This is a genomic window from Vibrio japonicus (assembly GCF_024582835.1).
In the GTDB taxonomy this organism is placed as follows: Bacteria; Pseudomonadota; Gammaproteobacteria; order Enterobacterales; family Vibrionaceae; genus Vibrio; species Vibrio japonicus.
The window spans coordinates 229887-251122 of sequence record NZ_CP102097.1 but is presented as its reverse complement, the minus strand read 5'-3'; the positions used below and the strand labels follow the sequence as shown (position 1 = coordinate 251122).

The following is a 21236-nucleotide window of genomic DNA, read 5'->3' as shown; positions in this document are numbered from 1 at the left end:
CGTATCGACAACAGTGGCGTGTTTAATTAAGCATTGCCACTGTTTTTGTTCCAACGAGATACGAAGACAAGGGCTATCCCGCCTAAGATTACCACGCTTGTTATCACTTCACGTATTGAGATGACCTCGCTCAGCAATATGACGCCCAATATCAACGTAATGACCGGAACAGATAGCTGGCTGATGGATGCCTGGAGCAAAGTGAGTTGCTTTAACACTCGATACCAAAGCACGTATCCCATTGCTGATGTGATCGATCCAGAAAGCGTGGCAAGGATGACTCCTTCCGCCGAAACCGTGGCATTGCTAAGCATCCAAGGAATACACAATATCGAGAGTGCAGAGGCAGAAATAAAGCCCCATGTAATGCCTGAAACGGGCGAGTTGATGGTTTTGCCGAGGGCGGTAAACATGGCCCATGCAACGCCAGAACTTAGCATGAGTATTGCCGAAAAGAGGTTTGGCTGTGATGCAGAGGGCAGCATTAACCACACAAACCCTCCGAGTGAGCAAATAATGCCCACTATCTCTAATCCGCGAAAATGTTGACCTTGCCACCAATGCAAGCCCAATAAAGAGAGTTGAACCGAGCCAAATAAAAGCAGCGCTCCCGTACCTGCGGACAATTGTGTGTACGCAAATGAAAATAGCACCGCATAACTAAATAGAGCAGTGCCAGCAAGCAGTGTAAATTTGAGGCCAGGATATGTCGCTCTGTCGCCGCCAGCACGGAAGAAGAGAATAACCCCTAATGTGATAGCCCCAGTGACTAATCGAATTAATGTAAAGCTTCCTGCATCGATGGCTTCTTCCGCCAGAGCGAGACGACATAGCACTGAGTTTCCAGCAAAAGCGATCATCGCGACAGCAGTGAGTATGAGAGTCGACATTCATTTCCTTATAAGAGAGTAGGCCTGTTATGAATTTAGTCGAATGATTGCTCAGATTCATAACGAATAACATCCTTGATGATAAATATAATTTTCTTTTCAAGAACGACAATTTGCCTAATTATGCGTTTGACCACCAGCGCGGTGCTGGATATGTTTGGACAAAAGTAATGAATCCATTTATCAAAGGACTTGTTTTTAGTGCGTTATCTATTGCTTCAGTGGCTCAAGCCAGTACTGAAACTATAAATGTCTACGCTTGGGGTGGATATTTACCAGAAAAGTCGCTTAAAGCCTTTGAACAGCAATACGATGTGACGATTAATTATTCTACTTTTGAGAATAATGAATCGATGTATACCAAGCTCAAACTCGTTAAGGGCAGCGGATATGATGTGGTGTTTGCATCGGCCTATTTCATTGAAAAAATGGCTCGTGAAGGTTTGCTCGCTAAATTGGATCATAGTTTGATTCCAAACATGTCAGATACGATGGAAGGTCTACTTGGACAAGGGCATGATCCTAAAAATGATTACTCGCTTCCGTACATTTGGGGTGTGACGGGCATCAGTTACAATGAAACCTTGGTTGATGCGCCTATCACGAAGTGGGCTCAGCTTTGGGATAAACAGTATGCACAGCAAGTCATGCTGATTGATGATATCCGAGATGTATTTGGTATGGCGTTAAAACTGAATGGCTACAGTGTTAACTCCAAAAATGAACAAGAGATTCAAAAAGCGTACGAATCGTTAGCGGCGTTAAAAGACAATACATTGCTTTATAACTCGGACGCACCGCATGTTCCTTACGTGTCTGGTGAGGCGGCGCTTGGCATGCAATGGAATGGTAATGCCTATCAAGGGCAAACAGACTTACCAGAGCTGAAGTTTGTAATGCCAGAAGAAGGTGCTGTGCTTTGGATGGATAATTTTGTGATTCCATCCGGCAGTCAGCAAAAAGCGTTGGCGCATGCATTTATCAATTTTATGTATCAACCTGAGAACCAAGCGGAAATCGTTCACAGTTTAGGTTATGCGTCTGCGACAAAGTCAGGGCGAGCACTGTTGCCAGATGAATTGAAATACAACGAAACCATTTTCCCTAAAGACGAAGATATGAAAAATGGTGAATTCATTAATGATGTAGGGAGTGAAACGTTGGCCATTTACGAAAAATATTGGCAACGTTTAAGAACTCAATAATCGTGAACTAAAAAAGCAAACCCCAGTAATATTGGGGTTTGCTCTTCTATTAAAGCGGGATCTGTTTCAACCTTAGCGAGCAATATTCATCGTGAGGCTGAGGTTCAAAGAGAGTTTTGAAAGCTTGTCTTTGAGGATTCGGCGTGTTTTTTCAATCTCGGCCACTTTTAGCTCGTTGCCATTCGCGCGCACATCCAAATTAACTCGCAATTCTCGTCCAACTTTAGTAATCCCCGCGATCTCTATACTCTGTGAGATTTGTTTATCTAATGCTGTAACTTCTTTGTCTACCGCAGTACAAATATCATCACTGGGCGTCATCATCAGAAGCTCACGAACGGCATCTCGAAGCATCTCAAATGGCACTTTGATGAAATAAAAAGACATCAAAATCATCATCATAGGGTCAGCGTAGACAGCATATTCCGCGTATGGGGAAATAGAGACTAACCAAGCGGAGATAAACCCTAACGTTACTGCAACACTGAGTAGCGTATCCATTTTCCATTGAGTCGCTTCTGCCTCAATCAGACCAGATGAAAAGCGTTGAGATTTTTTCGCAATATACCACCAAGCATAAGCACAGCCGATCACATTAACCGCACCGAAAAGGGTAGCGATAGAGGCGTCTACTTCACGACCACCGCTAAACATCGCGACGATAGCAGCATAAAGTGAGTAGCTGACGACCAGTAAAATCACCAGTCCTTTAATAGCAATGACAACCGGTTCAAAGATGGCTTTACCAAACGGAAAGTGGGAGTGAGACGGACGTTCAATATAGCGAGATACAGCCAGTGACAATAATGTTAACAGTAAGCTGACGAGGGAATAAACACCGTCAAAAACAATGACAAGTGAGCCTACCAATAAACCAAGGAACATACCGCCCCCCGCAAACCCAGATGCCAAAAGGGCTGAAAAGGTAAGCAGTCTTTTCTCGTTTAAACTTGTCCTAGCACACATGGTGGAATCTCTTCGCAAAACACATGTATATTTTTCTCAAATTATGAGGATTTGACAAACGACTTCTGTACGAAAAATGATTGGCTTTTGTGTGTTGAAAATAAATTGGTTATTTTTCAGTGTCTTATGAGTAAATCTATCTGTCAGTATTTTTGACACTCACTGATATTCGTGGAGATGAATACCGATAAATAAGGTTAGAAGTCAAACAAATACTCGTTCAACTTGTCAGCGAGCCATGACATCCCAGGATGTTCAGCCATGCCTGCGGCGGTAAACATACAGTAATCTTCTTGGGTTAAACCGTATGTATGTTTAATGACTGCCAGTTCCTGTTTTCTTAGAAGGTGGCGGATTAAGGGCTCGGGCAATACCCCCCAAGCGTCTTCTTCTAAGATGGTGTTGAGCATGTAATCAAAGCATGAAAAACCGATATGTCGGAGGGAAAAAGGCTGTAATTCGGGGTTATCTTTTTCGTTTAAATAGACCATCACCGCTTGCATCGAGTTACGAAGTTCGTCATCGGAAACGCGTCGGAGTTTACTGAGGGGATTTTCCGCTTTGCAGACAGACATCATGCGAATCTTACCCAGCGGTTGATACTCGATATGCGGATCACCTGAACTATCGTAGTCGACACCAAACGCGAAATCGACTTGTTGTGTGGAAACGAGGTTGGCTAAGTCACCAGAAGAGGCGAGTACAATGTTAAACGACGTCGCTGGGAAACGATTATTTAACCGGTGTGAAAGGTCTTGCCATAATTCGTCGGGGAGAGAGTCGTCACGTGCAATCCAAACTTCTGCGTTAAATTCTCCGGACACCTGAGCACAGGTTTGTCGAATTCGAGAAGCGGTAATCAGTAGGTTTTGCGAGTCTTTATAAATCGCTTTTCCAGCTTCTGACAGTGTAAGATGATTACCACTACGGATGAACAACTCGATGTTAAGATCTTTCTCTAGTGCTTTGATTGCCATGCTCAATTTGGTTCTATTGCACTCAAGCTGGCGAGCCGATTCAGAGACAGAGCCCGTATCTGCAACACTACAGAAAGCTTCGATTTGAGATAAGTTCATTTATTGGTCAATATCAGTCTTATTTTAGCCGAATAGTACAACAATATTCGCAGATTGTCCGTTTTCCGCTTTGAAACGCTAGGAATTTCATGAAGTTTTGATACTCTTGGGAAGCGCCAAATGAAGAAGTTATAGGGAGATCATGATGGCAATTAGTTGGGATGATGTCGCAGTCGACTGGGAAAAAGAAAAATCTACAGAAGCTTTTGCCACTAAAGCATTTGAGTCACTGCTAGATATCATTGATCTAAAAGGTACTCACATTCTTGATTTTGGGTGTGGTACTGGCTTACTCAGCCAAAAACTGTCTCCTATAGTAAAAGACATTGTTGCTTTAGATAGCTCTGAAGCCATGATCGAGCAGTTGGATCAAAAAGAGTTAGAAAATGTAGAGCCTGTGGTTGATATGTTAACTCGTGGGCTTGTTGCAATGCACCCTGCATTTCGTAGACAGTTTGACGCTGTCGTCGCATCTTCTGTGTGTGGTTTCCTTCCGAATTACTCAGATGTTGTTGATATTGTCTACAGCCTGCTTGATAAGGGTGGTTACTTTGTTCATTGGGATTGGCTGGCTCAAGATGGTCAGGAGGGTGGAATGACACTCTCTCACGCTAAGCAAGTATTAAGCTCCGTTGGGTTTGATGAAGTGACAGTAACAACGGCATTTGAAGTGGATACACCGCAAGGCACTTTGACAGTCTTAATGGCCGTTGCGAAAAAATGATGTCTAATCACAATGAAAGGAAGCCCGGCAAGTCGCCGGGCTTTCTTTTGGTGCGTTATTGATGTGAAAATTGAACCACTTCTTCCAATACGTGCGGATTAGCAATCGCGCCTTTGTTCTTCACTTCTTGTCCATGTAACACTTGCTTAACGGCAAGTTCCACAAGTTTTCCTGACTTTGTTTTTGGTATTTCACTCAACGCATAGATTTCACTTGGAACATGTCGAGGTGAACACTTAGATTTGAGAGTGGCACGGATCTGTGATTTCAGCTCATCATCTAAAACAGAATCGTTGTCGAGCTGGACAAACAGGACAATTTTTTCATCGCCATCAACATGGCGTGAAACGGCGATAGAGTCTTTAACGCCATGTAATTGATTGATTTGTTGATAGATTTCGGCCGTTCCAATTCTTACACCACCTGGGTTTAGTGTGGTATCGCTGCGACCATAAAAGATCACACCGCCTGATGGAGTGAGCTCAACATCGTCACCATGATGCCAAGTATTGTAATACTTTGCCCAATACGCATCGTAGTAGCGTTCGCCGTTGTCGTGCCAAAAACCCAACGGCTGGTTAGGGAAGCTGTTCCGGCAAACGAGTTCACCGCGCTCACCAACGACGGGGTCCCCTTTGTCATTGAAGACGGCGATATCCAGTCCTAAACCCGCAGCCTGGCACTCCCCACGATACACGGGTGAAATAGGGTTGCCGAGAACAAAGCAGCCACAAATATCCGTACCGCCAGAGATTGAGGCCAAATGCAGGTCGACTTTTATATTGGCGTAAACAAAATCAAATTGTTGAGGGTAAAGTACTGAGCCTGTTGAACAGAGCGTTTTTAAGTGATCGAGTTGATAATGCTCTCCAGGGGCGAAATCGACCTTTTGCAACGCTTCGAGGTACTTGGCGGATGTACCAAATAGGGTGACTTCCGCTTCTTGAGCCAGTTGCCAAAGTACGTCCGGGTTGGGGTACATTGGGCTACCATCAAAAATGACTAAGGTAGCGCCACTAGCAAGGGCTGATACGTGCCAGTTCCACATCATCCAGCCGCATGTTGTGTAGTAGAAGACGCGGTCTTTAGGTTGGATGTCACTGTGTAACTGGTGTTCTTTAAGATGATTGATGGTGATGCCGCCAACGGAGTGAACGATACATTTGGGCTTGCCTGTCGTGCCTGATGAATAGAGTACGAACAGCGGATCGTTAAATCCGACACGGTTGTATTCTACTCCGCGCGGTAAAAAGCTGGCCAAGATGGCTTCCCAATCAGAGAACGTTTCGTTACTTAAATCACTGGCCGGTTGGGATTTGAGGTATTCAATTTGGCAAGTGTTGACGATACTAGGAAGTGATTTCACGATCTCATGATTCTTTTCCTGCATATCGAATGTTTTGCCATTGAATTGATAGCCGTTGCAGCAGAACAGAATCTTTGGTTGCACTTGACCAAATCGTTCGACAACACTTGCCACACCAAAGTCGGGAGAGGTGGAGGTCCAAATTGCACCCAAGCTGGTGGTCGCGAGCATAGCGATGATCGTTTCTGGCATATGTGGAAGGTAGCCAGCGACAACATCACCTTTACCTACGCCATTGTGGGACAGCCATTGCTGAACGATGGACACTTTATCGCACAGATCTTGCCAAGTCAGTTTGCTGGTTTCTCCTCGCTCATTTTTGAACCAGATTGCGACGTCTTGGGGAGCTTGAAAAGCGTAAGCCAATAGGTTTTCGGCATAGTTCAGTTGTGCCTGCGGAAACCAAATGGTATCTCTGCTGGTGCTAAATTCTGCCCATTTTGCTAAGCCTTCACCGTATATGCAATCACCTCGATAGCCAATGACGTCACAGAACTGCCATACCTCTAACCAAAAATCTTTTTTGCACTCTACAGACCACTGATGGAGCTCTGCATAGTTTTTGAATTGGTGTCCTTGGATATTGATATGTTGAATAAACTGCTGAAGGTTAGAAGATTCAATACGCTTTTCGCTCGGAACCCAAATAGGCTCCACTGGTGATGTTACACAATCTGACATGACTTCCTCGTCTGGCTGATCCATATTTGACCGATTAAGTTTTGAATGAAAATTGGACAAAGTCAAACAACAATGCAGGATCAGAACGCTGAAAAATAAGTAAAAAAACACAAGTTGTAAAGAAAATGTTACACAGGTAAAGGGGCGTATGTGTGTCGTTTGATTGTCACCACTCAGACATCAGGATAGGCTTAATTGTAAAGGAATTGTTAAAGGATAAAACAATGACTCAGTACGTATCTAAGCCAGTGAATGATAAAGGATTTGTGGAATGGAACCATGAAGACGATCAGATTTGGCATGACTTAGTAACCCGCCAACTTGGGCTGATAAAACAGCGCGCTTGCAAGGAATATTTGCGCGGTTTAGAGATGCTTAATCTACCGACAGATCGAGTGCCGCAGTTACCGGAAATCAACGAAGTGTTGATGAGAGAAACCGGTTGGCAAGTTGAACCTGTCCCTGCACTGATTAACTTTGATAAGTTTTTTGCACTGTTGGCGAATAAGAAGTTTCCGGTTGCCACCTTCTTACGCTCGCGTGAAGAGTTTGATTATCTACAGGAACCAGACTTCTTTCACGAAATATTTGGCCACTGCGCCATGTTAACCAACCCTCAGTTTGCTGAATTTACACACACTTATGGGAAGCTAGGCCAGAACGCTACAAGTAAAGAGCGTGTTTATTTGGCAAGGCTTTATTGGTTCACGGTTGAGTTTGGTTTAGTTAAAGAAGGCGAGCAGTGCAAAATCTATGGTGGTGGTATTTTGTCTTCACCAGGCGAAACCGTCTACTCGCTTGATGACCCTAAACCCCATCGAGAAACGTTTGATATTCACACCGTACTTCGAACGCCATATCGCATTGATATTATGCAACCGGAGTATTTTGTATTAGATAGTATTGAAGAGCTCTATAAGCTAAGCCAAATGGACTTAATGTTCCATGTAAGACAAGCGATGAGAGCAGGATTATTACCCCCATTATTTGAACCAAAGGAAGTGACACATGCTTGATGAATTACGCTGTGAATCGTGTAGCGGCGACGCTGTTGCATTAGGTGCAGAGGAAAGAAAGCTTTTACTGACCGAGTTAGACGGTTGGCAGATCGTGGAGCGAGACGATATTCCGCAGCTAGAAAAAGTGTATACCTTCAAAAACTATAAATTGGCGTGGGTGTTTGCTAACAAGGTGTCTGAATTGGCTGAGGACGAATTCCATCACCCTTCAATATTGCTTGAGTGGGGTAAAGTGACGGTTACATGGTGGAGCCACTCTATTAAAGGGTTACATCAAAACGATTTCATTTGCGCAGCGAAGTGCGACAAACTCCCTAACTAAGATTATCTAATCTAAATAAACGATATAGCCGAAGCAATCCTGTGTTTACACGATGGGCTTCGGCTATTTTCTTTCGCGAAAAACTGGAAGTCAGTGGACGTTTTTAGTCCAGTTCAGTGTGTCCACCTCAGTTTGATAGATGCGCTTGACACGGTCTATTTTGTCTAATAGTTGCACTAATTCAACTTTCAAATTTTGGTTAGATTTTATGTATTTAAGGCTAGAAATGGCGTTCGCTATTTTATGTTCCTTTTCACAATTCTGACTAATGCGTTGCCAGCGGCTTAACGCCGATTGAACTATCTCTGATTCTTCGTTTATTTGGTCTGATTGATCGTCTAATGCCACAATGACGATTTCAGATGCTTTAATTTGCATGTCGATCTTTCTTTGTAGGTTTCGTTTGCGTGGATTCCAGATCGTTTCCAGTTCTCGCGCATTAAATTCTTGATGCAAGAACACGTGCTGCTTATGCACTTTAAGAAAATCATTGAATTGTCGTGCTTGCGAGTTGTACCACCTATCCACTTTTTTCTGATAATTGAGCGCTTGATTCCATGTTTCCTCGTTACACTCTTCGCTTACCGCATAATTGGGTAAAGAGATCGATATAACTGCCGCTATAGTTAAAAAGAAGTAACGCCATTTCATATATCATACAAAAGTTGTTAGCCATGCATTAAGTATAGGAAATTACCGCCTAGATATGAAAAAGATAGTCATGATTCTGTTGTTGTTGCTTGGGATCGGGTGTGCTGGTGGCGGCTACTATATATTCTATTGGAAGCCTCAGCATGAACCTCAAGAGACGCCTGAAAAAACGGAGCTTGTACCGAAACCTGTAGAGCAGCCAATTGAAATAAGAGAAATCAAAGAAGCGCCGATCACAGATTACTATGTCAATGTCGCAAAGTTGGGCATAAGAGAACATCCTAGCTACGACGCCTTTGTAGAGAGTTTGGCTTACAAAGGGGATAAGCTTCATATTCTTGAACAAAAAGATGGGTGGGGGCGAATTTCTGTCTACTACGTTTATGAAGAAGGCGGAGAGGAAGTGGCAGAGTGGGTGCCGATGGATCAGTTGTTAGAAGTCCCGCCAACGATCACAAAAGAAGAGCGTATCGAAACGATAAGCAGCTATATTGAATCGTCAGATGATTTTAAACAGCATTTTGAGTCATTTATCTGGAAGACAGAAGAACTGCTAAGAGACAAAACCTGTACACCAGAAGATTTTGAAGAGACAAAAGGGTGGATGCGGTCGGTCACATTCAGTGAGCGGGACGTGTATTTTGTTTATTGTGGTGGCCTAAAACAAGCGAATAAAATTTACTTGGATGTACAGACTGGCGAGACTTTTTACCGATAATAAATGCTTACTGCGAATAAAGTGAGCGTAGATCTAAACCATTGTGCTAGAGGGGGGAGTCCTTAGCGGGAGAGTTAAGATCTACACTCAAAACTGCTACTTCGTTACTTGTGCCAGAAACTCAGCAAAACGTTTCCAAGACTTTTCATCCGCGTTTTTACGGTATCTAGGGCTATCAAAGACAGTGAATGCATGAGGTGCTCCGCTGTAAGTGATCATCTCATGATCGACTTGCTGAGCCTCTAATGCGTCTGCTAAATCCGCAAATTGATCCATAGTGATGGCTGAGTCTGCTGTACCATGGAGAATCAAAATTGGGGCTTTGGTCTCTTCATAATTTTGACCTTCTGGTGTTGTTAAACCACCGTGGAATGTGACAAAGCCTTTTACGTTCATTCCAGCACGAGCAGACTCCAAAACAGCGGCTCCACCAAAACAATATCCCATCACGACGGTTTTAGGCGTTTTTTTGGTCAATTTTGAAGCGAAATCCAGGCTGCCTTGCATCAAGGCTCTGAGTTTTTCTCGGTCTTCGTAAAGTTCACCTGTATGTTGTCGTCTATCCTCAACTTTTGTTGGGCGGATACCTTTACCAAACAAATCGGCAGCAAATACGTTGTATCCCAAGTCGTTTAGCATATTGGCACGCTTCACTTCATAATCCGTGAGACCATCCCAGTCATGAATGAGCAATACCAGTGGCGCGTTGTCATCGACAGCAGCCCAGTAGCCCTCGTATTCACTACCATTTACATTGTAAACTTTGTTCTCTCCAGCGATTACCGAACAGCTTAGAATTGCCAGGCTTAGTGCTAGTACTGGTTTCATATTTCACTCCGTGTCATTGCAACGTCTCCAGAAGCGTGTTCATCTTTCGAAAGTCTAAATTTCGAGAATAGAGGTTAAAGCAAGGCCCCTGAACAACCGATAACCCGCGACTGATTTTGTTTAGTAATATGATTGTAGACGGTATTTTAGAAGCTAAGGCATGAAAAAAGCCTCCGAAGAGGCTTGAATAGGAAAAGGATGAAAGGTGAGAAACTTTACATTGCTGCTTCGAAGATAGCAGAGATCTCTTCGTGAGTGGCTTGTTTAGGGTTGGTAAAACCACAAGCGTCTTTTAGCGCATTATCAGCAAGGGTAGGGATATCTTCTGATTTTGCACCAAGCTCTTGGATGCCTGCTGGGATGCCAACATCTTTCGCTAGTGACACGATTGCGTCGATCGCCGCGTCCGCACCTTGTTCTGGTGTCATACCTTCAACATTTACACCCAGTGCTTTCGCTACGTCGCGTAGACGAGCAGGTACCACTTGCGCGTTGTAACGTTGTACGTGCGGAAGAAGAATCGCGTTACAAACACCATGAGGTAAGTCGTAGAACCCACCTAGCTGGTGCGCCATTGCGTGAACGTAACCCAGTGACGCATTGTTAAACGCCATACCCGCCATAAACTGTGCGTAAGCCATTTGCTCACGTGCTTCAAGATCGTCGCCGTTGCTTACAGCCGTGCGTAGATGCGCATGGATCAGCTCGATCGCTTTAATCGCGACAGCATCAGTGATTGGTGTCGCTGCTGTTGATACGTAAGCTTCAACAGCGTGTGTAAGTGCGTCCATCCCTGTTGCTGCAGTCAGCGAAGCTGGTTTTGCTAGCATTAGCTCAGGATCATTTACCGAAACAAGTGGCGTTGTGTGCTTATCAACGATAGCCATCTTAATGTGGCGCTCTTCATCGGTAATGATGCAGAAACGTGTCATTTCAGATGCCGTACCTGCTGTTGTGTTGATAGCAATCAATGGCAGCATAGGCTTAGCTGACTGGTCTACGCCTTCGTAGTCGCCAATTTTCCCACCGTTTGATGCAACAAGAGCGATACCTTTTGCACAGTCGTGCGGAGAACCGCCGCCCAGAGAAACAACGAAATCACAGTCATTGGATTTTAACAGTTCAAGCCCGTCATTCACGTTAGAGATAGTTGGGTTAGGCTGAGTGCCATCAAAGACTACAGTACCAACCCCACGTTCTGTAAGAAGGTCTTGAACTTTTTTAACAACACCGATTTGGTTCAAGATTTTGTCAGTGACGATAAGGCCTTTTTTAAAACCTTGAGATTGGATGTTATCTGCTGCGTCTGTAAGACAACCAGCACCCATTAGGTTAACTGTAGGAATGAAAAACGCACTAGTCATTGGCTTGCTCCATTGTTATTGGGTTACAAAACGCAAATCAATCCATTGGTTTGTTATGAATAAAATTGCGTAAGTTGACATTGAGTATAGGCGAAATTAGATTGGCGTATAGCCCAAAAGTATTAGTTTAAGTCGGAATTGTGATATGAGTCTTGTTGTATATTTTTGTTGATATAAGTGTTAAATATTAATTGGTTATCTGTTTTTTGGTTGTCAATAAAGCAAGGCTTGGTGAATGCTAAAGCACCCAATCCATAAATGAATTGGATTGGGTAGGGTTGAATAAAAATTCAATATTAGGTGAGGGAGATGAGTTTTGACACCAACTTCTCGATACCACTAGCGGCTTCAGAAATTGAGCCAGCGAGCATATAAGCGGGAGTAGAAAGCACCTTGTGCTCTTCATCGTAGACAATGCTGTTCACTGAACAGTCGGTATGAACACCGCCCATAGCGTCAAACGCAGCAGATGTGGCCGCGTCGTTACCTATCGTACCTTTCACACCATTTTCGTAGATCATCGGTATAATTACTGGCGAAATACATAAGTAGCCAGCTGGCTTCTTGGCATTAGCAAAATCGCGACAAGCCCTAGCGACATGCGTGTTAATACTGCATTCTGCGCCTTTTACTGCAAAGTCTGTCAGATTTTTGGCTGCGCCAAATCCTCCCGGCAGAAGCAGAGCATCAAAGTCATCCGCATGTAACTTTTCGACGTCTTCAATATTTCCACGCGCAATACGTGCAGCTTCGACGAGCACGTTGCGCTTTTCATCCATTTCTTCGCCGGTTTTATGATTAATCACGTGAAGCTGATCGATATCAGGCGCGAAACAGTGCCAGCTCGCACCTTCTTTTTCTATTGCATGCAATGCTAGTACAGCCTCATGGATTTCAGATCCATCGAATACACCTGAGCCACTAAGTATGACGGCTACTTTTTTCATCGTTAACGTTTCCTTTTGTTACTAACGCGTTGTTACTAACGCTTTGTTACTAGTGCTACTTAGGGTAGATGATCTTTTCCAATAACGATTGGAAGTGGATCTCAATCTTCTTCTTCGGGTTGTTGCTCTACGCACTCTTCGTCGAGTTGTTCAAGATCCTCGTCTTCTTCTGGAGAAGCATAGTATTTAACAACAAAAGGAGTAAGCATGACGCTAGAAGGGAGAAAATGTTTCATTGCAGGCTCCTTAATTGGGTTGTTCTCCTCAGGTAATGTAAACAGGAGGAAGTTACATTTATTTGCGTTAAATCATGAGTTTGCAAAGAAAAATGGATTGTTCTGTACTGTGGGCATGAGATCACACATTGAGCGTGCCTTTAATCAAGTCATCCCAGTAAGGCCTATCTGCGCCTAATCGCTCACTGATGAAATCAATGAAAGATCTTACTTTTACAGGCATATGTTTTCGTTCTGGAAAGACTGCGTAAACGGCGTGTATGGGAAGTTGGTAGTCTTGCATCACGGGAACGAGCGAGCCAGCAGCAATGTCTTTTGCGACGATGAAAGTAGGCAGTTGGCCAATACCCACACCTTCAATCACTGCTCTGCGGATCGCCTCACTATTGTTAACCGTTAAGCGACCTTTTGGCACGACTTTAAACTCATGCCCCATTGACTCAAAGGTCCACTCCGAACCACCACGGTAGTAGGAGTATTGCAGGCAGTTATGACTCGACAGGTCGGACGGTTTGGTTGGAGAACCGTGTTGCTTTAGATAATCAGGCGATGCACAAAGTACGCTTCGGCACGGAGTGAGTCGTTTGGCGACAAGGTTTGAGAGGGGTAGGTTGCCAATGCGGATACCTAAGTCATAGCCATCCTGAACCAAATCCACCATGCGATCTTCCAGTTGGAGATCTATCTCGACATCAGGGTAACGGGTCAGGAACTCCGCCACTAAAGGCGCAACATGCAGCACACCGAAAGACATGGGAGCGGTTAATTTGAGCTTCCCGCGTGGCTTTCCTTGTAGCTCGGTGACTGCGTCGATCCCTTGCTGAGCTAGGTTTAAAGATTGAGAAACATACTCATAATAGCGTTTACCCGCTTCGGTTAGGCTCAGTTTTCTGGTGGTGCGGTTGAGCAGGCGAATACCCAGTTCGTCTTCCAGCTGGTTGATGCGCTTACTCACCGCTGACTTAGTGATGTTAAGTTTGTTTGCCGCAGGAGAGAAGCCACCGCATTCGACGACGGCAACAAAAACAGGAATGGATGAGAAAGCTTGCATAGTTGAGTTTTAGTTTACAATTATTTTCTATATTCTTAGATTATCATCTAATGGAAAACAATCTACACTAGCGCTGCAAATTTGAGGAGAGAAAAATGAAGTACGATTGGATCTTGTTTGACGCTGACGAAACCCTGTTCCACTTTGATTCATTCAAGGGGATGCAGCTGATGTTCTCTCGCAAAGGTGTCGATTTTACTCAACAGGACTTTGAGCATTACCAAAAGGTGAACAAGCCTTTATGGGTGGACTACCAAGACGGTAAGATTACCGCCCACGAACTTAAACACACGCGCTTTCAGGAGTGGGCTGAGAAATTAGAAACCACAACGCAAGAACTCAATAGCGCCTTTTTGGAAGCGATGGCTGATATTTGTACACTGCTGCCGGGTGCTAAAGAGCTCATGGAAGCCCTCCACGGCAAAGCGAAAATGGGCATCATTACGAATGGATTTACTGAGCTACAAGCGATTCGTTTAGAAAGAACAGGTATGACAGAGTTCTTTGACCATGTGATCATTTCTGAGGAAGTCGGCGTAGCAAAACCGGATGCGGGTATCTTCAGTCATGCCCTAGAAGTGATGGGGAATCCGTGTAAAAGCAAAATATTGATGGTGGGCGATAACCCGCACTCGGATATTCTCGGTGGTATTAACTTTGGCATCGAAACGTGTTGGCTAAACAGCCATAGCGAAGAGCAGGTACAAGGGATTTCGCCAAAGTATACGGTGAATTCATTGCATCAACTGAGAGAGATTCTTGTTGCTTAATGCACTTATATCAATCGATTAGTATTAACCAACTCTTTAAGAAACGATAATAAAGCGGGCGCTCTGTTTAAGAGCGCCCGAACTGCTTTTATTGCTTAAATCCTATGGACGTTCGCCAGCTTCAATTCGGCTTTCGATTTCAGCAATCACAGCCGGGAGGTCTGCGATAGTATCAATAAGGTAATGCGGCGAGCTCTTGATGAATTTTGCTCGTGCTTTTTCGCGAGCTTTAGCAAGAGTCTCTTCACTAGCCGCTTGATATTCTTCAAAAGTTAATCCGGCTTCATTTCCAGAAAGCAGTAATCCCACTGTCCACATGCCCGCGTTATGCCCTTCATCGATGCCCGGCGCAGAGTCATCCACTTTGATGCACGCGCCAACGTTGGTCACGCCTAGCTCGATGACGTTTTTGAGCGCCATGAATGGTGCAGGGCGGCCACCTTGTGGTAAGTCGTCAGTGGCAACCACATAATCTGGCTGGTAGCCGTAATCTGCCGCAGCTGGGATCAATACGTCCATGACTTCGCGTGGGTAGCCAGAACACGAACCAATTTTAATGCCACGCTGCTTAAGTTGATTCACGACTTCAATGGCATTCAAAATCGGCTCGGCATGGTCAGCAACTTTCGCTTTTTGAAGCGGCATAAAAGTCGCGTAAATGCGGTCGACATCATCACTGTTCATTGAACGGCCAAACTGCTCTTGCCAGCGTTTATCAACTTGCGGTATACGGCCGACAGCCTGGATATGATCCCATTTGCCCACTCCCATAGGCTCACGTGCTTCATCGAGTGAAATCTCAAAGTCAAAGCCTTGTTTAAACGCTTCAACAAAAATACTGGTTGGTGCAAAAGAGCCAAAATCAACAATGGTGCCTGCCCAATCAAAAATAACCGCTTGTACAGGTGAAGTTGATACAGTCATGTCGTTTTCCTTATAAGTAGTTGTTGCGTGATGAGTTGGTTTAAATGAGCAGCCGTGCTCACGCCACCAATTCTGCTTGTTTCCAGTACATTGACTGACCAATCGCAACGATTAATCGCTCAATATCTTCTGGGTAAACTTCACCGATGTTGCCGATTCGGAAACAATCCGCGTTGGAGACTTTACCCGGATAAATAACAAAGCCTTTTTCTTTCAGTGAGTGATAAAACGTTTTGAATTGATAGGTTTCATCGGTTGGTGAATAAAAAGAGGTGATGATCGGTGAGTGCAGATCGTCACTGAGTAGCGTCTCGAAACCCAATGAGCGCATACCTTTAACCAATGTCTTTTGGTTGGTTTGGTAGCGTTGGTGTCTCGCTTCAATGCCGCCTTCTTGCTCAAGCTCGAGCAGCGCTTGGTAGAACGCGCGTACCGTATGTGTTGGTGACGTAAAACGCCATTTACCGTGATTGGCTTCCATGCAATGCCATTGGTCATAGAGGTCTAAGCTCAGCGAGCGTGCACGACCTTTACATTTCTCCAGTTCACTTTGTTTGGCAATAACAAAGCCAAAGCCCGGAACACCTTGAATGCATTTGTTCGCAGAGCTGATCATAAAGTCGATATCTAGCTCACCGATGTCCATAGGGATACCGCCAAAGCTCGACATCGCATCTAGAATCACGGTTTTATTGTGGCGTTTTGCTAATTCAGCAACGTCTTTAATCGGGTTTAACATGCCCGTTGTTGTCTCGCAGTGAACAATGGCGACGTGGCTGATAGTCGGGTCCGATGCCAATGCCGTTTCAACCTTGTTCAAGTTTGGCCGTGATGTTTCGCCGGGAGAAACGACATGGCACGGGATGTTCAGATAGTCTGCTATTTGAGCAATACGGGCGCCGTATGCACCGTTATCGATGACCAATAACTTTCCGTTTTTATCAATGGCGCTGCCGATGGTTGCTTCAACCGATGCGGTGCCGCTGCCTTGCATGAGTACGCTAGTGTAGCCTTGTTGCTGCGTGGCTAAGTTGACCAGTTTTGTGCGAATGACTTCGACGATCTCTTTGTTGTAGTCATCATCCCAAGTACACCAGTCTTTCAGCATCGCTTCGCGTACAGATTCAGATGTCGATAAAGGTCCAGGTGTCAGCAGTAGATATTCGTTTTTCATGCCAGTGTCCATTACTTATTTTTGGTGTATACCAGAATATGAAATCTACTTTATCAGGACGCTAAAACACGAGTAAATAGCGTAATTACGAAATTCATAAAACTTTAACATCACTTGTCGTGTGATTTTGTGTGTCTGTCTTTTTTAATTTCATTTAGCAAAATTGACAATTTTTATTCACACAATCGTCATAAAGCGCTTTTAGGGTGTATAGCAATTAACTGGTACAGACCAATTGTTTAGGCATTTTCCTAAGCAACAGGTCTCTAACGAAATAGTCTAAATTGGAGAAGATGATGAAGAACCGTTTGATGAAAGGATCGCTAGCTGCACTTGTGTCACTGCTTGCAACAAATGCATTGGCAGCACAGGAAGTGACGGTCTACACCGCTTTTGAAACTGACATTCTGGCAAAATACAAATCAGCGTTTGAGAAAGAAAATCCAGACGTATCGATTAAATGGGTACGCGATTCTACAGGCATCATGACGGCTAAGCTGTTAGCAGAGAAAAATAACCCACACGCTGAAGTAGTTTGGGGCTTGGCAGGCTCATCTATGGCGCTACTTAAAGAAGAAGGCATTCTTAAGCCTTACACACCAAAAGGGGTTAACGAGCTTAATAACAGCCTCAACGATCCTCAAACAAACCAAGCTTGGTACGGCAACGACGCATTTTTTAACGCGGTATGCTTTAACGAAATTGTTGCAAAGCAGCTTAATCTTCCAAAACCAACAAGCTGGGAAGACCTAACTAAGCCAGTTTACAAAGGCCACATTGCAATGCCTAACCCTGCATCATCTGGTACTGGTTACATGCAGGTGTCTGCTTGGCTGCAAAATATGGGCGAAGATAAAGCATGGAACTACATGAAAGATCTAGACCAAAACATCGCGCATTACACTCATTCTGGTTCTAAACCATGTGTTCAAGCTGGTATGGGCGAAGTCGCAATTGGTATTTCTATGGCTAGCCGCGGCGCTAAACTGAAAACGCAGGGTGCGCCGTTAGATGTCATCACACCAAAGGGTATTGGCTGGGAATCTGAAGCGGTTGGTTTGGTGAAAGAGTCTGATGCAGCTAAACGCGTTGTCGATTGGTCAATCTCTAAAGCAGCGAACGAACTGTACGTAGAAATGTACCCAGTGGTTGCTCACAAAGATGTGAAAGCGACAACATCCCACTTCCCGAATGTACAAGACAATATGGCGAAGATGGACTTTGCGCAAATGGGCAGCAAACGTGCGGAAGTTTTGGCGAAATGGTCTGAAAAATTTGACGCGAAGTCTGAACCGAAATCGTAAGTAACATTTTGTTTTGAAAGTATTAAATGAAGGAGGGCTGGCTCTCCTTTTTTACGTTTGTTGAATTATTATTCGTCATCTGGATGTCATCTTTTCTCTATAAATTTGTCATTCGGCTGTAACACATTAAAACTAAAATTGGTATATACCATTTGGAGAGTGTGTTATGTCAACTAACCAACCTTATCTACGAATTGAAAATGTGGTGAAGCAATTTGGCCAATTCACCGCGTTAAAGCAAATATCCTTAGCAATCGAAAAAGGGGAGTTTGTTTGCTTTCTTGGCCCTTCTGGCTGCGGGAAAACAACATTACTGAGAGCGATAGCGGGACTAGATTTACCCACTTCCGGCAGTATCCACCAAGACGGCGAAGATACGACGTTTCTACCACCTGAAAAGCGTGACTTTGGCATTGTCTTCCAGTCCTACGCGTTATTTCCGAACCTGACTGTGCAAGAGAACATTGCGATTGGTTTAAAAAATCAAGGCATGTCGACCAAAGAAGCGTTAGAGAAAGTCGAATACTGGCTTGAGATGATCGGTCTTCCCACTTCAACGCACAAATTCCCTAACCAACTTTCTGGCGGGCAGCAGCAACGTGTAGCCTTGGCGCGTGCGTTGGCTCTATCTCCGGGTTTGCTTCTTCTTGACGAGCCTTTATCGGCGCTTGATGCCAAGGTTCGTGTTCATCTGCGCGATGAAATATGTAAGCTCCAACGCAAATTGGGGATCACAACGATTATGGTTACGCATGACCAAGATGAGGCGTTAACCATGGCGGATCGCATTGTGGTTATGAATCATGGTGTGATTGAGCAAGTCGGTACGCCGCAAGAGATCTATCAGCAGCCAGCGACTCGCTTTGTGGCGGGCTTTGTCGGGAAGATGAACTTTATTGAAGCGTCATTGACGACGGACACAAGCTTACGTATCGCTGAGTCTTTAATACCGCTACCTACTATTGAAAACGTTGAGCTGTCTCGCGGTGATCATTTCGCTCTTGCTGTGCGCCCTGAAAGCGTTCGCATTGTAGAGCACTCAAAAGGTGCATTACCTGTTCGAATCACATCATCTGAATTTCTTGGCGCTTTTTATCGGGTCGAGTGTACGTTGCAAGATGACCAAAGTGCCGATGCTATCTACATCGATATCACTGGTGAAAAGGCCGAGCAGCTACAGCTAAAAGTGGGTGAGATTCGCTATATTGAGTTCGCTAATCAGGGAGTGCGTGCGTATCCATCGATAAGTTCTGCTGCTCATCAGCAAGACAGAGCGGCGTAGGGGAGCAGTAATGGAATCTTACACTATGACCAATCCAACAATTAAGGTGCCGAAACCGTTCACGTTAGGTTTTATAAGACGTTTAAGCCGCGACAATCTGACGTTGTTTGGGCTGTTAACCATTTTGTCGATACTGATGATCCTATTTATTGTCATGCCGTTATGGGCGATGATGGTAAAAAGTGTGCAAGGTCGTGATGGCGAGTTTGTGGGTTTTGCAAACTTTGCTGATTACTTCTCTCAAGCCGCATTGTGGCACTCTTTAGGAAATACATTCACGGTCGGCTTGCTCGTTACTGCGGTGGTCGGTGTACTATCGTTTGGTTATGCCTACGCGCTCACTCGTTCATGTATGCCGTGTAAAGGGCTGTTTCATGTGTTGGGTACTGCGCCAATTCTTGCGCCTTCGTTGCTGCCTGCTATAAGCCTGATTTTCTTATTTGGTAATCAAGGTATTGCAAAAGAGCTTTTAGGTGGTCATTCAGTTTACGGATTGATTGGTATCTCACTGGGTTTGATATTCTGGACGTTTCCTCATGCACTTATGATCATGACGACCTCACTCAGAACATCAGATGCGCGATTGTATGAAGCGGCACGAGCACTTAAAACATCGCCGTTAAAGACCTTTTTTGTCGTTACTTTGCCAGCGGCTAAATACGGACTTATCAGCACGTTGATTGTCGTATTTACGTTGGTTGTGTGTGACTTTGGTGTGCCAAAAGTGATCGGTGGCAGTTATAACGTGTTAGCGACCGATATTTTCAAACAAGTGGTTGGCCAGCAAAACTTTTCGATGGGTGCGGTGACAAGTATTGTGCTGTTAATCCCTGCTTTGTTTGCATTCACAGCGGATCGTTGGGTGCAGAAAAAACAGAAAAGCCTATTTGATACTCGCTCTGTTCCTTACAAACCGGAGCCAAACAAACTGCGTGATGGACTGTGCTTGGCGTATTGTGTTTTGATCTCGTGTGCGGTTGTTGCCGTATTGGGCATGGCTGTATACGGTTCTCTGGTCACGTTCTGGCCTTGGAATACCGCGCTGACGTTGAACAACTATAACTTCGCGGAAATGAGCACCTACGGCTGGAGTCCTTATTTTAACTCGCTTTCGCTGGCGACTTGGACGGCAATCATTGGTACGGCGATCATTTTTATTGGTGCGTACTGCATTGAAAAAGGAAGGGCGTTCTCACCGATACGTCAGGTAATGCAGATGCTTAGCGTGATGCCGATGGCAGTTCCAGGTATGGTTCTAGGCTTGGGTTATATCTTTTACTTTAATGACGCGAATAACCCGCTCAACGTACTTTATGGCACCATGGCATTTTTAGTGGCGAATACGATTGTTCACTACTACACGGTAGGACATATGACAGCGCTGACGGCTTTGAAGCAAATTCCGGCTGAAATTGAGGCAACTGCGGCGTCGGTTAAACTTCCGCAATACAAGCTGTTTTTTAAAGTGACTCTACCTGTCTGTATGCCAGCCGTTTTGGATATCGGTAGCTACTTGTTTATTAATGCATTAACCACCACTTCTGCGGTAGTATTTATCTATTCGACCGACACCATACCGGCCTCTGTCTCGGTGTTAAATATGGATGATGCCGGACAAACCGGGTCTGCGGCAGCGATGGCAGTGATGATTATGCTCTCGGCTGCGATAGCGAAGCTCATTCATATGACGTTGGGTAAGTGGTTAGAAAATAGAACGCAAGCGTGGCGTAATAGGTAA

21 protein-coding genes are annotated in these 21236 nt (G+C 44.6%); 9 read left to right on the top strand and 12 right to left on the bottom strand.

Annotation, left to right across the window (positions count from 1 at the left end; translation table 11 throughout):
- Positions 1–26: 26 nt before the first annotated feature.
- Positions 27–890: a DMT family transporter gene (locus tag NP165_RS14410; protein WP_257086423.1), complete on the bottom strand. Its 864-nt coding sequence runs from the start codon at positions 888–890 to the stop codon at positions 27–29.
- A gap of 170 nt (positions 891–1060) precedes the next feature.
- On the opposite strand from NP165_RS14410, the gene NP165_RS14405 reads away from it, so the two are divergent.
- Positions 1061–2095, top strand: a complete 1035-nt coding sequence (locus tag NP165_RS14405; RefSeq protein WP_257086422.1) for an ABC transporter substrate-binding protein — start codon at positions 1061–1063, stop codon at positions 2093–2095.
- Between the two features lie 72 nt (positions 2096–2167).
- On the opposite strand, the gene NP165_RS14400 is transcribed toward NP165_RS14405, so the two are convergent.
- Together NP165_RS14400 and NP165_RS14395 are read right to left on the bottom strand one after the other, a co-directional pair.
- Complete coding sequence (locus NP165_RS14400) at positions 2168–3061, bottom strand: cation diffusion facilitator family transporter (protein WP_257086421.1); 894 nt, start codon at positions 3059–3061, stop codon at positions 2168–2170.
- 197 nt (positions 3062–3258) lie between these two features.
- Positions 3259–4137 (bottom strand): LysR family transcriptional regulator, encoded by an 879-nt coding sequence (locus NP165_RS14395; protein ID WP_257086420.1) that lies wholly within the window; start codon positions 4135–4137, stop codon positions 3259–3261.
- Between the two features lie 145 nt (positions 4138–4282).
- Here NP165_RS14395 and NP165_RS14390 point away from each other — a divergent pair, with 145 nt between their 5' ends.
- Complete coding sequence (locus NP165_RS14390; protein ID WP_257086831.1) at positions 4283–4861, top strand: class I SAM-dependent DNA methyltransferase; 579 nt, start codon at positions 4283–4285, stop codon at positions 4859–4861.
- 55 nt (positions 4862–4916) lie between these two features.
- Here the strand turns inward: NP165_RS14390 and NP165_RS14385 are convergent, their stop codons facing one another.
- Positions 4917–6908, bottom strand: coding sequence for an acetoacetate--CoA ligase (locus tag NP165_RS14385; RefSeq protein WP_257086419.1), 1992 nt, complete (start codon positions 6906–6908; stop codon positions 4917–4919).
- A gap of 224 nt (positions 6909–7132) precedes the next feature.
- On the opposite strand from NP165_RS14385, the gene phhA reads away from it, so the two are divergent.
- Together phhA and NP165_RS14375 are read left to right on the top strand one after the other, a co-directional pair.
- Positions 7133–7924: a phenylalanine 4-monooxygenase gene (gene phhA / locus NP165_RS14380; protein ID WP_257086418.1), complete on the top strand. Its 792-nt coding sequence runs from the start codon at positions 7133–7135 to the stop codon at positions 7922–7924.
- A complete protein-coding gene (locus tag NP165_RS14375; protein WP_257086417.1) occupies positions 7917–8249 on the top strand; it encodes a 4a-hydroxytetrahydrobiopterin dehydratase in 333 nt (110 codons plus the stop codon). Before phhA ends, NP165_RS14375 begins: the two co-directional genes overlap by 8 nt.
- 90 nt (positions 8250–8339) lie before the next feature.
- Here NP165_RS14375 and NP165_RS14370 read toward each other — a convergent pair whose 3' ends face one another.
- Positions 8340–8900 carry a hypothetical protein gene (locus NP165_RS14370; protein WP_257086416.1) on the bottom strand — a complete coding sequence of 187 codons (561 nt, stop codon included), beginning with the start codon at positions 8898–8900 and terminating at the stop codon, positions 8340–8342.
- A gap of 55 nt (positions 8901–8955) precedes the next feature.
- Between NP165_RS14370 and NP165_RS14365 the strand changes: the two genes are divergently transcribed.
- The gene (locus NP165_RS14365) at positions 8956–9618 is read left to right on the top strand and encodes an SH3 domain-containing protein (RefSeq protein ID WP_257086415.1); all 663 of its coding nucleotides are present in this window, start codon (positions 8956–8958) and stop codon (positions 9616–9618) included.
- Between the two features lie 96 nt (positions 9619–9714).
- Here NP165_RS14365 and NP165_RS14360 read toward each other — a convergent pair whose 3' ends face one another.
- From NP165_RS14360 to NP165_RS14340, 5 genes are all read right to left on the bottom strand, one after another.
- Positions 9715–10446 carry a dienelactone hydrolase family protein gene (locus NP165_RS14360; RefSeq protein WP_257086414.1) on the bottom strand — a complete coding sequence of 244 codons (732 nt, stop codon included), beginning with the start codon at positions 10444–10446 and terminating at the stop codon, positions 9715–9717.
- A 215-nt stretch (positions 10447–10661) separates the two neighbouring features.
- Complete coding sequence (gene yiaY / locus NP165_RS14355; protein WP_257086413.1) at positions 10662–11810, bottom strand: L-threonine dehydrogenase; 1149 nt, start codon at positions 11808–11810, stop codon at positions 10662–10664.
- A 296-nt stretch (positions 11811–12106) separates the two neighbouring features.
- A complete protein-coding gene (gene elbB / locus NP165_RS14350; RefSeq protein ID WP_257086412.1) occupies positions 12107–12757 on the bottom strand; it encodes an isoprenoid biosynthesis glyoxalase ElbB in 651 nt (216 codons plus the stop codon).
- Positions 12758–12858: 101 nt separating this feature from the next.
- Entirely contained in the window at positions 12859–12993 is a 135-nt protein-coding gene (locus NP165_RS14345) for a hypothetical protein (RefSeq protein ID WP_257086411.1), read from the bottom strand.
- A gap of 121 nt (positions 12994–13114) precedes the next feature.
- Entirely contained in the window at positions 13115–14044 is a 930-nt protein-coding gene (locus NP165_RS14340) for a LysR family transcriptional regulator (protein WP_257086410.1), read from the bottom strand.
- A gap of 95 nt (positions 14045–14139) precedes the next feature.
- On the opposite strand from NP165_RS14340, the gene yjjG reads away from it, so the two are divergent.
- On the top strand, positions 14140–14814 hold the full coding sequence (yjjG, locus tag NP165_RS14335) for a pyrimidine 5'-nucleotidase (protein WP_257086408.1): 675 nt from the start codon (positions 14140–14142) through the stop codon (positions 14812–14814).
- 102 nt (positions 14815–14916) lie between these two features.
- On the opposite strand, the gene phnX is transcribed toward yjjG, so the two are convergent.
- A complete protein-coding gene (gene phnX / locus NP165_RS14330; protein WP_257086407.1) occupies positions 14917–15738 on the bottom strand; it encodes a phosphonoacetaldehyde hydrolase in 822 nt (273 codons plus the stop codon).
- A gap of 58 nt (positions 15739–15796) precedes the next feature.
- Positions 15797–16912, bottom strand: coding sequence for a 2-aminoethylphosphonate--pyruvate transaminase (gene phnW, locus NP165_RS14325; protein WP_257086406.1), 1116 nt, complete (start codon positions 16910–16912; stop codon positions 15797–15799).
- A 293-nt stretch (positions 16913–17205) separates the two neighbouring features.
- On the opposite strand from phnW, the gene NP165_RS14320 reads away from it, so the two are divergent.
- The 3 genes from NP165_RS14320 to NP165_RS14310 all read left to right on the top strand — a co-directional run bounded on the left by NP165_RS14320 (position 17206) and on the right by NP165_RS14310 (position 21236).
- The gene (locus NP165_RS14320) at positions 17206–18216 is read left to right on the top strand and encodes a putative 2-aminoethylphosphonate ABC transporter substrate-binding protein (protein ID WP_257086405.1); all 1011 of its coding nucleotides are present in this window, start codon (positions 17206–17208) and stop codon (positions 18214–18216) included.
- Positions 18217–18382: 166 nt separating this feature from the next.
- Positions 18383–19498, top strand: coding sequence for a putative 2-aminoethylphosphonate ABC transporter ATP-binding protein (locus NP165_RS14315; protein ID WP_257086404.1), 1116 nt, complete (start codon positions 18383–18385; stop codon positions 19496–19498).
- Positions 19499–19523: 25 nt separating this feature from the next.
- A complete protein-coding gene (locus tag NP165_RS14310; protein ID WP_257086830.1) occupies positions 19524–21236 on the top strand; it encodes a putative 2-aminoethylphosphonate ABC transporter permease subunit in 1713 nt (570 codons plus the stop codon).